The following is a 13,246-nucleotide window of genomic DNA, read 5'->3' as shown; positions in this document are numbered from 1 at the left end:
TGCCCTAGCACCCGTACTGTTGAGTTATTTAGTCGCTCCGTCAAAAAGGCTGTAGGCATGAGAGGTAATACATGTTTGCGGTTAAAAATCACATCAAAATCCATAAGATTTTCACCCTATTTTGTCAAAAACCTTATGGATTTACAAAGTTTTTATAACCTAATCACAGTACCAAGCTTGTCATCCCTACGAAAGCAGGTATAGTGAAACCTATTGAATTAGGTGATACAAACTTTGTGTCATACCTGCGAAAGCAGGTATCTAGATTCCCGCCTTCGCGGGAATGACAACTTACAATCGTTATGTTCTTTATCACCTAATCCTATGAGCATAACTATATTTATTTCAACGGAAAAGAGGTCATTCCTAGCTGAGGCGGAAATCTATAATATCTCAGGGCTTTTTTGGCTCTATTTTAGATCCACGCCTACGCTGGGATGACACATTACTTTAGTTTACTATGGATAAATGCCAAGCGGGTTAGTTTTATATCCCGATATTTGTATTAATATAATCATGGATTTTTATTAAATCATACCAGGTGGCTTTTTTCTGCATTGGTTGTCTAAGAAGATAGGCAGGATGGAAGATAGAAGTGGTTTGAATTGGCTTGGTAAGATACTGATTGGTATATAAATAATATTCTTGTCTGATTTTACTTATACCAGCATTTTTGCCAAGTAAGCTAGTTGCTGCAACATTTCCCACTAAAACAATTAGTTTTGGGTTTATTAAAGCGATATGCTTTTCAACAAAAGGTCGGCAAATATCTATTTCTTCTGGTGTCGGTTGGCGGTTGGCTGGTGGTCGCCAAAATACTGTATTGGTAATATAGGCATTATGTTTTCTTGAAATATTGATAGAGGCTAAGACATTATCGAGTAATTTACCACTTTCGCCGCAAAATGGTATCCCTTCTGCATCTTCGTTGCTGCCTGGTGCTTCTCCAATAAACATTATAGAACTTTGTGGATTGCCATCAGCAAATACGGTTTTATTAGCTAATTTCTTTAAATCACAACCGTTAAAATCCATTAATAGTGTTTTTAATTCTTCTAGATTGCCGGCTGAATCAGCCAAAGATCTAGACAACGAAATGATGTCATCCTGTTTCCGTACAGGCTCTGGATTCCCGCCTACGCGAGAATGACCAGGGGGGCTGGAATGATTAAGAGTGTTGGAATGACCAGGACTATTGGAACGAGGAGCTGGTGGAATGCTAATCGGCTTAGCTTTAATATTAGAATTAATTTGTATTTTTTGCTGATTAATAGTTGATTCTGACAAATAATAATCTATACCAATTGCTTGTAACCATTTTAGTTGGTTGATTTTTTTTGTTAAATGAGTCATTTTATTATTTTAAAATATTTCAAGTAATGGAAGAATATAACATACCCAAAAATCTAGATGGTTTTAGACTTGATAAGGCTTTGGTAAGTCTTATCGATGAAACATCTAGAAGCCAAGTTCAGAAGATGATAAGTGACTTCCAAGTACAAGTTAATAGTTTGATTATTTCTGATTCTAACTTTAAGGTCAAGGAGAATGACATTATCTCAGTATTTTTTAAAGTTCCTGAGCCATTAACAATGCAGGAAGCTGATATTAAACTTGATATTTTTTATGAAGATGAAGATTTAATGGTGATCAATAAAGCAGCTGGTATGACAGTACATCCTGGTAGTGGTAACCACCAAGATACTTTGGTAAATGCCCTATTACACCATGCAAAATCTTTATCTACTATAGGAGGGTTAGAAAGACCAGGCATCGTTCATCGTTTGGATAAAGATACATCAGGGCTTATGGTGGTAGCAAAGAATAATTTTGCCCATGTACATCTTGCAAAACAGATAGAAAGTCGTAATCTTATACGCAAGTATAAAGCATTAGTTTGGGGTATTATTAATCCGCAAGAAGGAGTTATAAGAAATAATATTGGCAGAGACCGTATCTTACGGCAAAAAATGACTATTTTAAAATTTGGTGGTAAAGAGGCGGTTACTCATTATAAGACAGAGGAAATATTTTTTAATGGTATTATAAGTATGGTAGAATGTCGGCTTACTACCGGACGAACTCATCAAATCAGAGTGCAATTGAGTCATTTAAAACATTCTGTGGTAGGAGACCAAACCTATGGTAATAATAGCAGAAAAGTTAGCCGTAATTATAGCATAGTACCACAAAAACTAGTCGATTTCAAGAGGCAGGCATTACATTCTTGGTATATAAGTTTTTCCCACCCGGTAAGTGGTAAATTGTTAGAATTTGAATCACCCCTACCGCTGGATATTACGGAGATAATTGCGTGAATATATACTCAAATGAAAGTATAAAAGAGTCCTTAATTTATGCTACTAGCAAATTGCAAGCAGTAGGTATTAAATCAGCCAGCTTAGAATCACGCATATTGATACAACATGCGACTGATAAATCTATTGAATATTTATTAGCAAGGTCAGAAGAAGAATTAACACAGCAACAACAAACTATTTTTGCAAATTTGGTTAATAGACGTACATTACTAGAGCCAATAGCCTATATTGTAGGATATAAAGAATTTTATAGTTACCAATTTATTATAAATGATAAAGTGCTTATTCCTCGGCAAGATACCGAGACTCTTGTAGATGCAATTTTAAAGGATGTTATAGCCAACCCGACTAGCATTCCTCCAGCCCTATCTCGTTCTAGTGTTCCTTGTCATTCCCGCGTAGGCGGGAATCTAGATCCCTGCTTTCGCAGGGATGACAGTAAGTTAAGCGGAGATGACATCAGGGTAGAGCTAGCAATATTAGAACTTGGCACTGGTAGTGGTTGTATTGCTGTAAGCTTATTATTGGAAATGCTAAATGCTAATATCAATGTCAATGTAACTGCTACTGATATAAGTAACGAAGCTATTACTATTGCTTGCCAAAATGCCATAAAACATCAAGTTATTGATAGATTGACAATAATTAACAGTAACTGGTTTGAGAATTTAGCAAAGCAAGAATTTGATATCATCGTAAGTAATCCGCCCTATATTTCCTTTGATGATACTGTTTATATGTCTCCTGAGACCCTAAAATATGAACCCCACTTAGCCTTATTTGCTGAAAATAATGGTTTAGCGGCATATTATATAATTGCTAAAGAAGCCAAGAAGTTTTTAAAACAAAACGGTAAATTATTTTTAGAAATTGGCTTTAATCAAGCGGTATCTGTTACAGAAATTTTTATGAATCATGGCTATACGATTCGGCAAGTTTATAAAGATCTAGAAGGTCTAGATAGAGGGCTGTTGATTAGTTTAAAATAATATTTGACTTTATACGTCAATGACGTAATAATATTAATATGGAATATATAGAATCTCCTTTATTTAATAAGTTGTTAAGTTCGTATTTAACTGATGATGACTATGCAGACTTTCAATGGCATTTAGCTTTGCACCCTAAATCAGGAGATATTATTCCTGGCAGTGGAGTATCTAGAAAAATAAGATAGATGGCTAAAGGACAAGGTAAACGCAGCGGCATTCGAATTATTTATTACTATAAAAATAAACAAGAACAAATTTGGTTATTAACCATTTGTGCAAAGAATGAGGCTGAAAATATTCCAACTGCTATTTTAAAGAAAATAAAAGAGGAATTAGGGGTATGAAAATAAGACGAGATATCGGAACAGAAATTTTACAATCCATCCAAGATATAAAGGCAGGAAAGGGGCATGTACAGAAAATAGAAACAAAAGATGATATAGTGAATATTAGAAAGCACTTACACCTCTCTCAAGTAGATTTTGCTGCTTTAATGGGGATTAATGTTAGAACATTACAAGAATGGGAACAAGGACGACGTAAACCTAGGGGGGCAGCTATATCATTATTAAAAATAGCATCTAAACATCAGGGCAATTTAAAAGTCGCAACTAATAGTAAAAAAGCCAGTTTTATTTAGGTGAGTAGTCGTCATTGCGAGGAGCCGCAAAGAGGCTACGCGGCAATCCAAAAATTGCAGCGGTAAAAATAAAACAGCAAACTGTTTATTTGGATCGCCACGCCACTTCGTGGTTCGCGATGACAACCACTTGTTTCTATAATTTGGCATTTCTATCATTAGTTGCGACTTTTAAACTGCCCTGATCTAAACATCCCCAGATTTTTATTAACTGTTCTCATAACTGATTATTGTGTAGTAACAATTATAATTCCCAAAAGTATTGCCTCAAGTAAAAATAGTAAACCTATTAGACATTATTCATCTTTTTTCTTATCATCTTTTATTCCTTCTTTAAAAGCTTTAAGACCTTTAGCAAGATCTGACATTACTTGAGGCAATTTACCAGCACCAAACAATACTAAGATGATTAATAAGATCACTAATAAGTGGCTGAAGCTCATTCCCATAATATCAATTTTGTAAGTTTTAAGTTAAAGATAATCATCTACTAGACACTGTTAACAAAGCTTATTTAATTGATGAATTAATGGATTTTTTAGCGAAAATTAATAAGATTTTTGCTGGAATAGTATACCTATTTCAAAAAAAATCTTATAATTTGCAGCAAAAAAGACTTTATTCACCAATTAAATAAGCTTTGTTAACAGTGTCTAATTACCTTAATTTTTACTATAGCAAATATTGTTAATTTGTTCTAGTATGAAAAACGCAAATCTATCAATATGAAAACATTTAAAACTAACATCATTAATATCTATGGTAATCAAGGTAAAGTTTGGTTAGATGATTTACCAAGAATTGTTGATGGATTGGTTGAGGAATATGGCTTGTCTAACTTAAAGCCAGTTGATAATTTGAGCTACCACTATGTTTTAGAAGGTTTTCAAGGTGAACAACCGATTATTTTAAAGTTGGGGCTAGATATTGATGGGCTTAAGAGAGAGCTATTAGCCTTAAAAGTTTTTTTGGGATTTGGCAGTGTGAAAGTTTTGGCTGAAAGCACGGGTTTACTGCTACTTGAAAGGGCTGTTTCTGGTATGTCATTAAAATCTTATTTTTTTACCAAAGATTATGAGGCTATTCAAATAGCATGTGATGTAATGACAAGATTACACCAAGGTTCTTTGTTGCCCATAGAAGGTTTTCCTTATGTCAGAGATTGGTTGGCAGTACTAGATAAAGAATGGGATATACCAACTGATTATTTAAAAAAAGGCTCTGTCCAGAAAAGTGTGTAAATTTCGAGATAGGTTATATATAAAAGTATAACAAAAAAGGAAATTACATGAATAAAAAAACTAATGAATCAATAAAGCAAGCAGTAGATTTATTAATAGATAATGATACAGATGTAAGCACAATACTGAAAGAAGGAGGTTTATTAAAAGAATTAACCAAACGTTTAATAGAGAAGGCACTGCAGTCAGAATTGAATAATCATCTAGGCTATGATAAATACAGTCGTGTAGATAATGATAATACTCGTAATGGTATAACTAGCAAAAAACTGATCTCCGAACATGGAACGGTTGAGATAGAAGTACCAAGAGATAGGCGTAGTACCTTTGAACCAGCAATACTACCGAAAAGACAAAAACGTTTTGATGGTTTTGATGTATACTTGCAGCAAAACTGCATAACTCTATTAAATTTTTTTGGTAGTATGAATTTATTTTATAAATTTGGGTTCCTACTATGCAAATATCACCGATTAGTAAAAAAACTGGTTGAAAAACTATCAGTTATACTATAACATTTCAATTATTAAACGTAATGAATGAATCAAAATGAAAAAGCCAAAAGTAGCGACCTTAAGTGCTGAGGAACGAGAAGAACTAATACAACATATTAAGGCAAGTTCATTAACAGGAGATGATCAGCAAGCGGTGATAGAACTTGTGAAATTTTGTAACGAACTAATAGACAAGCTAGCATCATCAAACATCAGTATAAATAAGCTTAAAGAGATGATGATTGGTTTTAAGGCAGATAACAAAAAAAAGATAGTTCAGATTCATTAAAAGAACCACCGAGTGAATCTGATAATAAGAATGGTGGTAATGAAGAAGAGTACGATGAGTCCAAGAAGAGAGATCGCAGTAATTGGCAAGGTAAATATGGATTTGATGATTATCAGGATGCGAATACCAGCTATTTATCTCCTGAGAATTTTTGTAGTGGTGATAGCTGTCCTCACTGTGATAATGGTAAACTCTATAATAGTGAAGCTAGAAAATTGCTACAATTTACAGGTAATGCTCCAATTACAGTCAACAGATATGTAAAGAAAACGTTACGCTGTAATGCTTGCGATTATACAGTTATGAACAATAAAAATATCAACAAATGGACAAATAGTAGCAAAAGTGCAATAGTGTTACAAAAGACCTACGGTACTCCCTTCTATCGTTTATCTAGGTTGCAAAGTTTAAGCGGGGTTCCTGTATCCCATAGCTCGTTGTGGCAACAATATTTAGATGTTTGGCAAGAAGGTGGTGGAGCTGAAATTTACAGGGTATTATTGGAAATGGCTGCCGAATGTAGTTCACTGAACCTTGATGATACTAGAGCCAGGATTTTAGAAATTACTGTAGCCAATAAAAAATTACGTACTCAAAATAAGAAAGGACGCAGCTGTTATACCACTACTATATGTGCTAAAACTACAAATAATGAGGTGATAGTTTTATATTTTACCGGTAATAAGCATGGCGGGGAAAATATTGGTAACGTACTAAAGAATCGTAAGAATAGGACTGATTCTATTCATTTAATGACTGATGCAAGTAACAATAATAACCCGGTATTATCAGAAGCAGATAAAGAATTACTGGCAATAATAGTGATGATCAATTGTTTGTCACATGGGCAGAGAAAATTTACAGAGAATGAACCATATTACCCTGAAGAATGCGGATATTTTCTCAAACAGACTGGTGGGATTTACCATAATGAACATCAATGTAAAGAGATGAGCCTTGAGGAAAAGCTGAAGTACCATCAGGAACATAGCAGTAAATATATAGAAAACATATATAACAAAATAGACGAATTATTTAACGACAAGAAAGTTGAGCCTAATAGTAGGTTTGGGCAAGCTATGAAATATTGGTTAAATAATAAAGAAGGTTTGACGCAATTTTTGAAAATTCCAGTTAGCAGTCTTGATAATAATTGGGCTGAGAGGTCACTACGTACCATTATTTTACAAAGGAAGAATTCATTATTCTTTAAAACAATCAATAGTGCTGAGATACATAGTGGTCTGTATAGTATAGTAAAGACTTGTAGTGAGAACGAGATCAATGCCTTTAAATATTTAAATTGGCTGCAAGAGCAGAGCAGCAAAGCAAAGAAGCATCCTACGAATTATACGCCTTTTGCCTATGCAAGATATATAAATAATACGGAATTAATCGAGACGGCAGCTTAAATGACAGGAAGCCAATCATTAGAGAGTTTGGCAGAACTAGGATCACCATTATGAATAAGAATGTGTAAGGTTCTATAACAAATCTGATAAGATGAATTATCAGATGGGGAAAGTTTTGCCGTAAATTTACCTTTGGATAGGCGTTTAGAGCATAACCAAAAGCCTTGACCATCAAAGGACAAAATTTTAATGGCAGTTCTGTTTTTATTATAGAATAAAAACAAGGAACCATTAAGAGGGTTGGAAGAAAGTTTTTGTCTGCAAACAGCTATTAAACCATCGATACCCTTACGAAAGTCGATGGCAATAGTGGCAACAAAAATAACTGACTGAGGGGTTAGTTGCAGCATAGAAATGTCTGAATTATGATTTTTGGATCCAATGTTTGGATAATAAGCTTGGTACCATTTGGTTTAATAATGTGGCAAGTGTAGTAATTTTGTTTGGGAGTAGCCACAGGATCAGTATCTATAGAATTTACTAGTTGAAATGGAAGGAAATTAATATCTTGTTGCAGTTTTGCTGCAAGTATACGTTGAATTGAACTAATTATTGTTTTATTAATATTGAGATGTTTGGCTATATCTTTGCAAGAATAGTGATGGAGTAGCTGGCGAACTAATTCCTTTAGATGGTTTGGTATGGGATCAAACTTGTTAGTTTTAGTTTGACGCCAGGCTTTAAATTGCTGAGCTACTTGCTCAATAGTAATTGATGGTATTTGCATAGTAGGAACCCAAATTTATAAAATAAATTTTATACTAACAAAAAAATTAGATAGAGTTATGCAGTTTTGCTGCAAGTATACGAATTACCTGATCATACAAAGATTGCTGAGTTAATAACAACTTGCCATACTAAAGTAACAGAAAATCTTGAGTATCAAGTTAGTAGTTTGCCTATTGATGAGAAGCAATCTGACTCAAATTATTATCATGAAGCTATAAAATATCTGAAAAATTACCAAGATTCTCCTGCCTGCAAGAATCTTAAGGCTATAGCCTATAGTTGCTTAGCTAGTATCGCAGAGAAGGATGATGCCAATGAAGCTGCATTGGTTTATTATGTAAAAGCTATCGAAGCCAATAGCCATTTACCAGACATATATGATAAACTCGGACAGCTACTTTTTAACAAGGGTAAATATGCTAAGGCAATTGATTGCTATAAAGTAGTTAATAATGAATTGAGTATAGAAGAATGTTTTAAAGCATGGTTAAAACAAGATAAAAGAAATCCCGATATAAAGCTAAAGCAGGCTGAGTATTTTGAGTCTGCAGGTTTATTTGAGCAAGCCAAAAGATGTTATCACCACGCATTCAGCCTAAGTCAGGATGAAAATTTTAAGGCTGCGGCTTTAAAGAAAATTGGTAATATTATGGTTAATGCTACTGCTCAGGGACAAGATTTTATCACCAGAGGAGAGGAACATGATTTTTATAATTATGACCTGGTAAATGAAGAATTTACCAAAAATCTACTTGGCGATGTAGTTTTAAAATGTGATTTGTACTGCTAAAAGATTGCGGAGCAGTTTTGCTGCTTGTCATCCTAGTTATAGCTGTACGGTTAAGTCGGTGTATCAAACTACGTCATTGCGAGGAGACCATAAAAATCGACGAAGCAATCTAATATATTACCTTTCCCATGCCTAATCTTTTGGATTGCTTCGTCACCACTGAAGTGGCTTCCTCGCAATGACGGAGAGGCTATCTAGAACCTAACCAATTATTTGAATTATTGCTATGTTTTTGTCATCTAATTCAATGTGTTTCACTATAGTGCCATTACTAAGAATGATACTTTTTCGTTGTTGTGATATTTTTGCATCACACATCACCAATTCAAGCTATGGCAGTCATGGAAACCGCATAAAGCCGGCTGTAGGTAGAATAAATTACGACCTGGGATGTTTCTTTGAAGGGATTTCTTAAGCAACTCTTCTGCCTTATCCACCTCACCATTTTTGATTAAAGTAACTATTGTGCCAAAATCAATGATATCACTACCCATAGTTCCTGCTAAAGCTTTAAGCAGATTATTATAACTATCATACTCATTAAAGAAAAAATCTCCAAATAATCCAAGACCACCACCCTGTAATAAGGATGCCATAAATACTCCTTCTTCATTTGGGGCAATCCATTCTTTCCCGTCAAATAACCTTTTAGCATTGATTGATAGGTAACCAAGCCCTATGGAACCCGGTAATAACTGAAACAACATTTTAATACTAGTTGGGTTTCTCATTGATTTAGCAATATCCTTCCATGTTCCTAAATCCAATAAATTGCCACTACCTACTTGTTGATGGGTTGGTATTTGATCGATGGTTACTGATTTTAACGGTCTAGTGATGTAAGTATAGGCAAAAGTTTTAAACTGCATTATACACTTAATCACCGCGGCAGCTGGCGAGCCTGCATTAATGCCTAAATTGCCAAATGATACAGCATTTATTTCAGCAGTGTGGGGAGTGGCAACAGCTGTATCAACCCGGTCAAGTAAATATCTTCGTAAATTATTGGTCAAATCATGCTTGAGTCTATCCCTATTAATAGGGCTGATTATACTATTACCACTTTGTTGTTGTAAATGTTGGTCTAGTAAATGATCAGGTAGTAGTGCCATATCGGGTATTAAATATGGTTTATTCTCTATTTGCTGCACTAAATGCTGAAAAAGATGCCAGTTACTTTCATTAATGCCGTATCTATTAAGCAAAATCTGTAAATTATGATATAGCGAATTAAAGGGCTTATTGACTTGTGATGCTAAATTATGCGATAACAAATTACCCATTGTAGATTTCCAAGCATTATCCCACCATTCCATAAAATTTAGTTTAAAAAATGCATTGGTAAGTTTAAATACGCCCCCAGATACTGGGTATTCTCCTGCAAAACGAGAATGACTATGACCAAGTAGTGAATCTACAGCCACACCAAGCAAACTAGCAAGTTCTTTTTTCTTTTCACCATTAAAGCCAGTTATTGCCACTTGCAATATATTCACATAAGATTTCATTAGAGGTATGCCATTATTTTGTAACTCACTGACAAAACTTATCATATCAGGTATTGAAGAAAGTACCACTTTGCCAAGATTTGCCATACATTTCCAAGAGCGATAAGCTCCAAGGATACGATCAACTGACGGTATTTGTGGCTTAACTCCTAGCATTAGGTCTAACTGATTGACAAAACTGTTTGGATTACTCAGTATTGCTAATTGCTTTAAAATAGCTGGGTCTTTAATGGCTAACTCTTGTAGCTCCCTGATAAAAGTACCTTTGATCGATTGCAGCATTAACTCAGGATTACAACCCACACTCTCCATCATCCCGATGCTCCGACCTAGTATGTTAAGGTTACTAACTACTGAATCAGCGATAAAAGATCGGCTTTTAATTAGAGGGCTAATGAGCTTGTCAACAAAGTCATTTTCTACGTAATTACCAAACTCCTTCTGATATGTTAACCAAGCTTCTGGCGATTTAAAATGTAGTTTCCTACTAGCTGACACCACATCAGCTACGTTACTACCTTTAATGTGAGTAAATGCTATATTTAAATATTGGTCAGTGTCTTTTAAATGAATGCTACTGGCAAGATTATTAAATATTGCCTTATAATCTATTTTGTCATTTAGTTTAGCAATTTTCTGGTGATCAAGTAGCGGATAGATAAATTTCAACCATGGCTCATAACCCGCTTCTCGAAGTTTAAGACTATTATGCTCTTGTTTAGTAATATAACCTTCTAGCGGTATTGTATAACCACCTGCTAGATTAGCTCTATTGATGGCAATTATTTGCCATTTATTAATTATTTGAGCGAGTAACATTGCCCTCTCACTACCAGTCGGCTTTTTATTAGAATGGCTGATATTCCATAATTCCTGTATTATTGCATCCTGGTAATTGATATCGCCAAACTCGTGTATCACACCAGCTTTCTCTAAATCTCTTGTAAGACCAAATAACAGCTCTTTGGCAGTAGTTTCTTGTCGTAAATCAACTTGCCGTAAATATTCTTTTATCGCAGCAACCTTATTAGTATGATTTCTAACAAATCTCTCTATGGCCGCCATCTTGATTAAGTTTAGGGCATTATTTCTTTTTTTTACAAAGTACTCCTTCTTAAAATCATCAATGAACATATCTATTTTTTTGTCTCTCTCTAGCAAATCTAATCTTTCCTGTCCGACAAACTCTTTATGGATAGTTTTTAGCTCATCCACTAATTGTGGCTCGATGAGACTTAGAGTCTTAAATAACTCCTCTAGTTCTGAAGGGTCTGCCCCTTGCTTAACCTTGCGTAAGATTTCTTCGGTTCGTTGGTAAATAACATCTTGCTTGATGGCTTCTGCTTGATAAGTAACCTTTTGTTGTTCAGGTAGATGGGCTATGTCAACTTCTAAGGAAGCTAGATGCTCTTGTAGATTGGGAGCAGCATTGCTAGCATCAAACTTCTCATCATCACCATGGTAAAAAGATTCAGCTTCTTGTGGATTCTCAAGATTTATATGCTTGCCTTCCTCTAGCTGCTTTCTTGCTATATATAAATCCTCAGGCGATAAATCATAGCCTTTAGCCTCCCATTGCTGATGTCGTAAATTATTGATAATTTGCTGATCTAATTGTTTTACTGCTGTCAAATATTCCTGAAACTCCGGATTATTAATATGCTCCTGATATAATTGTTGTAATTTGCCTTCTTCCTCTAGTAAAATATCCAAGAACCATTTTGGTACTTGCTCAATCTTGCCATTAGTACCAAACTGATCATGCATATGTTGTTGTAATTCTGCTATTTTCCTCTGCTGGACAGAATATAAAGGATATTGTTGCTCGGCTGCCGTAATTAATTGTAGCTTCTTTGCTTGTAATTCAGCTAACCTTGATAAAGAACTGTTTTCAATATTGGCATTGGCACTTGTTGGTATTTGACTATCAACTTGCCCAGTTCCTATTATCCTCTCTTGAGGAGATGTCTCTTTTAGTACAATATCAATATTCTCTTTTAACTGACTATCAACTATCGGATGTAAGGTCTCAATCTCAGGACGTAGCTTATTTGAATGTAAGTACAACTTGTCCCGCAAATATTTAGCCGAATAACCAAGACCGTGCAAAGTTGTACCAAATAAACCACTTTCTATAATATTAATCAAACTATCCGACAAGTCATAAGGTCTTTGTTCAGTAAGTCGCTCATTATAAAGAAATGGTTCGATAGCTGTCTGACCTACAGCACCACCGACAAAACCCTTAGCTAATGTTGTTGGAAGTCTGCCATATTTTAAAGCAGCTGCCGCCCATCTTGCTTGCCCACCAATAGGAACAAAGCTAGCAGCAATGTTAATTACCGACAAATTGCCAAATACTATCTCAGCTCCAAATTTGCCAATAGCTTCAACTAATCCGCCTTTACCTGCAGCAATGATAATCTCATTAATCTCTCGCTGCTTTTTCCTCTCTAAAATATCTTCTACTAGTGCTTCAGTAAAATTAGGGTCGTATTTTAAACCTGAGTCACTATATTTTTGCTCAAAATCTTCTTTGGTTAATTTGTTATTATAATTCTCAGAATATTCAGCAATATCCTGGAACTCAGGATCAATAATATGTTGTGGGTTAAAAGATCGCCATAAGGTTGATAGGCTTGGACTATCTGCATAAGCTTGCCGGCTAACTGCTCGCCAAACATCCCATTTACTACTACCTAACAAATCAAAGACACTATTATAAGATATACGCTCCGGTAATAAGGTAGAATAGTAACGCGGGTGAATTGGTTTGCTATTTGCCCGATAACCTGAGTAACTATTTAAGCTGTCATCATTTTCCATCGTA

17 protein-coding genes are annotated in these 13,246 nt (G+C 34.9%); 11 read left to right on the top strand and 6 right to left on the bottom strand.

The window, feature by feature from the left end; genetic code table 11:
• Positions 1-163: 163 nt before the first annotated feature.
• Together ACQH2P_RS09625 and ACQH2P_RS09620 are read right to left on the bottom strand one after the other, a co-directional pair.
• Positions 164-316, bottom strand: a complete 153-nt coding sequence (locus ACQH2P_RS09625; protein ID WP_425363941.1) for a hypothetical protein — start codon at positions 314-316, stop codon at positions 164-166.
• A gap of 170 nt (positions 317-486) precedes the next feature.
• Complete coding sequence (locus ACQH2P_RS09620; RefSeq protein WP_425363940.1) at positions 487-1,353, bottom strand: uracil-DNA glycosylase family protein; 867 nt, start codon at positions 1,351-1,353, stop codon at positions 487-489.
• 26 nt (positions 1,354-1,379) lie between these two features.
• Between ACQH2P_RS09620 and ACQH2P_RS09615 the strand changes: the two genes are divergently transcribed.
• Genes ACQH2P_RS09615 through ACQH2P_RS09595 form a run of 5 tightly spaced genes read left to right on the top strand, consistent with a single transcriptional unit; the run spans position 1,380 to position 3,953 of the window.
• A complete protein-coding gene (locus tag ACQH2P_RS09615; protein ID WP_425364157.1) occupies positions 1,380-2,318 on the top strand; it encodes an RluA family pseudouridine synthase in 939 nt (312 codons plus the stop codon).
• Positions 2,315-3,310 carry a HemK family protein methyltransferase gene (locus tag ACQH2P_RS09610; RefSeq protein ID WP_425363939.1) on the top strand — a complete coding sequence of 332 codons (996 nt, stop codon included), beginning with the start codon at positions 2,315-2,317 and terminating at the stop codon, positions 3,308-3,310. The genes ACQH2P_RS09615 and ACQH2P_RS09610 overlap by 4 nt, the downstream gene beginning before the upstream one ends.
• 38 nt (positions 3,311-3,348) lie before the next feature.
• Entirely contained in the window at positions 3,349-3,498 is a 150-nt protein-coding gene (locus tag ACQH2P_RS09605) for a hypothetical protein (RefSeq protein ID WP_425363938.1), read from the top strand.
• A complete protein-coding gene (locus ACQH2P_RS09600; protein ID WP_425363937.1) occupies positions 3,499-3,657 on the top strand; it encodes a hypothetical protein in 159 nt (52 codons plus the stop codon).
• Positions 3,654-3,953: a helix-turn-helix domain-containing protein gene (locus tag ACQH2P_RS09595; protein WP_425363936.1), complete on the top strand. Its 300-nt coding sequence runs from the start codon at positions 3,654-3,656 to the stop codon at positions 3,951-3,953. Before ACQH2P_RS09600 ends, ACQH2P_RS09595 begins: the two co-directional genes overlap by 4 nt.
• Positions 3,954-4,249: 296 nt before the next feature.
• On the opposite strand, the gene tatA is transcribed toward ACQH2P_RS09595, so the two are convergent.
• Positions 4,250-4,402 carry a twin-arginine translocase TatA gene (gene tatA / locus ACQH2P_RS09590; protein WP_341749841.1) on the bottom strand — a complete coding sequence of 51 codons (153 nt, stop codon included), beginning with the start codon at positions 4,400-4,402 and terminating at the stop codon, positions 4,250-4,252.
• 276 nt (positions 4,403-4,678) lie between these two features.
• On the opposite strand from tatA, the gene ACQH2P_RS09585 reads away from it, so the two are divergent.
• The 5 genes from ACQH2P_RS09585 to ACQH2P_RS09565 are packed head-to-tail and all read left to right on the top strand — an operon-like array spanning position 4,679 to position 7,389.
• The gene (locus tag ACQH2P_RS09585; RefSeq protein WP_425363935.1) at positions 4,679-5,194 is read left to right on the top strand and encodes an aminoglycoside phosphotransferase family protein; all 516 of its coding nucleotides are present in this window, start codon (positions 4,679-4,681) and stop codon (positions 5,192-5,194) included.
• Positions 5,195-5,241: 47 nt separating this feature from the next.
• On the top strand, positions 5,242-5,709 hold the full coding sequence (locus ACQH2P_RS09580; RefSeq protein ID WP_425363934.1) for a transposase: 468 nt from the start codon (positions 5,242-5,244) through the stop codon (positions 5,707-5,709).
• A gap of 34 nt (positions 5,710-5,743) precedes the next feature.
• Entirely contained in the window at positions 5,744-5,977 is a 234-nt protein-coding gene (locus tag ACQH2P_RS09575) for a hypothetical protein (RefSeq protein WP_425362589.1), read from the top strand.
• A 30-nt stretch (positions 5,978-6,007) separates the two neighbouring features.
• Complete coding sequence (locus ACQH2P_RS09570; RefSeq protein WP_425362621.1) at positions 6,008-6,241, top strand: hypothetical protein; 234 nt, start codon at positions 6,008-6,010, stop codon at positions 6,239-6,241.
• Positions 6,242-6,279: 38 nt separating this feature from the next.
• Positions 6,280-7,389, top strand: a complete 1,110-nt coding sequence (locus tag ACQH2P_RS09565; RefSeq protein WP_425362670.1) for an IS66 family transposase — start codon at positions 6,280-6,282, stop codon at positions 7,387-7,389.
• Here the strand turns inward: ACQH2P_RS09565 and tnpB are convergent.
• On the bottom strand, positions 7,386-7,739 hold the full coding sequence (gene tnpB / locus ACQH2P_RS09560; RefSeq protein WP_425362591.1) for an IS66 family insertion sequence element accessory protein TnpB: 354 nt from the start codon (positions 7,737-7,739) through the stop codon (positions 7,386-7,388). The genes ACQH2P_RS09565 and tnpB overlap by 4 nt on opposite strands.
• Complete coding sequence (locus tag ACQH2P_RS09555; RefSeq protein WP_425362660.1) at positions 7,727-8,116, bottom strand: hypothetical protein; 390 nt, start codon at positions 8,114-8,116, stop codon at positions 7,727-7,729. The genes tnpB and ACQH2P_RS09555 overlap by 13 nt, the downstream gene beginning before the upstream one ends.
• A gap of 66 nt (positions 8,117-8,182) precedes the next feature.
• Here ACQH2P_RS09555 and ACQH2P_RS09550 point away from each other — a divergent pair, with 66 nt between their 5' ends.
• Positions 8,183-8,908: a tetratricopeptide repeat protein gene (locus ACQH2P_RS09550; RefSeq protein WP_425363933.1), complete on the top strand. Its 726-nt coding sequence runs from the start codon at positions 8,183-8,185 to the stop codon at positions 8,906-8,908.
• Between the two features lie 317 nt (positions 8,909-9,225).
• On the opposite strand, the gene ACQH2P_RS09545 is transcribed toward ACQH2P_RS09550, so the two are convergent.
• Entirely contained in the window at positions 9,226-13,242 is a 4,017-nt protein-coding gene (locus ACQH2P_RS09545) for a hypothetical protein (RefSeq protein WP_425363932.1), read from the bottom strand.
• Between the last annotated feature and the right edge of the window lie 4 nt (positions 13,243-13,246).

It is taken from the genome of Candidatus Tisiphia endosymbiont of Hybos culiciformis (assembly GCF_964030975.1).
Classification (GTDB): Bacteria; Pseudomonadota; Alphaproteobacteria; order Rickettsiales; family Rickettsiaceae; genus Tisiphia.
Note: the sequence above shows the minus strand (reverse complement) of the source record. Positions and strands in the feature narration are given on the sequence as shown.

Coding starts and splice junctions, on each gene's coding strand:
- ACQH2P_RS09595 (WP_425363936.1), top strand. CDS start 3,654: ATGAAAATAAGACGAGATATCGGAACAGAAATTTTACAATCCATCCAA.
- ACQH2P_RS09600 (WP_425363937.1), top strand. CDS start 3,499: ATGGCTAAAGGACAAGGTAAACGCAGCGGCATTCGAATTATTTATTAC.
- tnpB (WP_425362591.1), bottom strand. CDS start 7,739: ATGCTGCAACTAACCCCTCAGTCAGTTATTTTTGTTGCCACTATTGCC.
- ACQH2P_RS09570 (WP_425362621.1), top strand. CDS start 6,008: ATGGTGGTAATGAAGAAGAGTACGATGAGTCCAAGAAGAGAGATCGCA.
- ACQH2P_RS09575 (WP_425362589.1), top strand. CDS start 5,744: ATGAAAAAGCCAAAAGTAGCGACCTTAAGTGCTGAGGAACGAGAAGAA.
- ACQH2P_RS09605 (WP_425363938.1), top strand. CDS start 3,349: ATGGAATATATAGAATCTCCTTTATTTAATAAGTTGTTAAGTTCGTAT.
- ACQH2P_RS09585 (WP_425363935.1), top strand. CDS start 4,679: ATGAAAACATTTAAAACTAACATCATTAATATCTATGGTAATCAAGGT.
- ACQH2P_RS09615 (WP_425364157.1), top strand. CDS start 1,380: ATGGAAGAATATAACATACCCAAAAATCTAGATGGTTTTAGACTTGAT.
- tatA (WP_341749841.1), bottom strand. CDS start 4,402: ATGGGAATGAGCTTCAGCCACTTATTAGTGATCTTATTAATCATCTTA.
- ACQH2P_RS09555 (WP_425362660.1), bottom strand. CDS start 8,116: ATGCAAATACCATCAATTACTATTGAGCAAGTAGCTCAGCAATTTAAA.
- ACQH2P_RS09565 (WP_425362670.1), top strand. CDS start 6,280: ATGAACAATAAAAATATCAACAAATGGACAAATAGTAGCAAAAGTGCA.
- ACQH2P_RS09580 (WP_425363934.1), top strand. CDS start 5,242: ATGAATAAAAAAACTAATGAATCAATAAAGCAAGCAGTAGATTTATTA.
- ACQH2P_RS09545 (WP_425363932.1), bottom strand. CDS start 13,242: ATGGAAAATGATGACAGCTTAAATAGTTACTCAGGTTATCGGGCAAAT.
- ACQH2P_RS09620 (WP_425363940.1), bottom strand. CDS start 1,353: ATGACTCATTTAACAAAAAAAATCAACCAACTAAAATGGTTACAAGCA.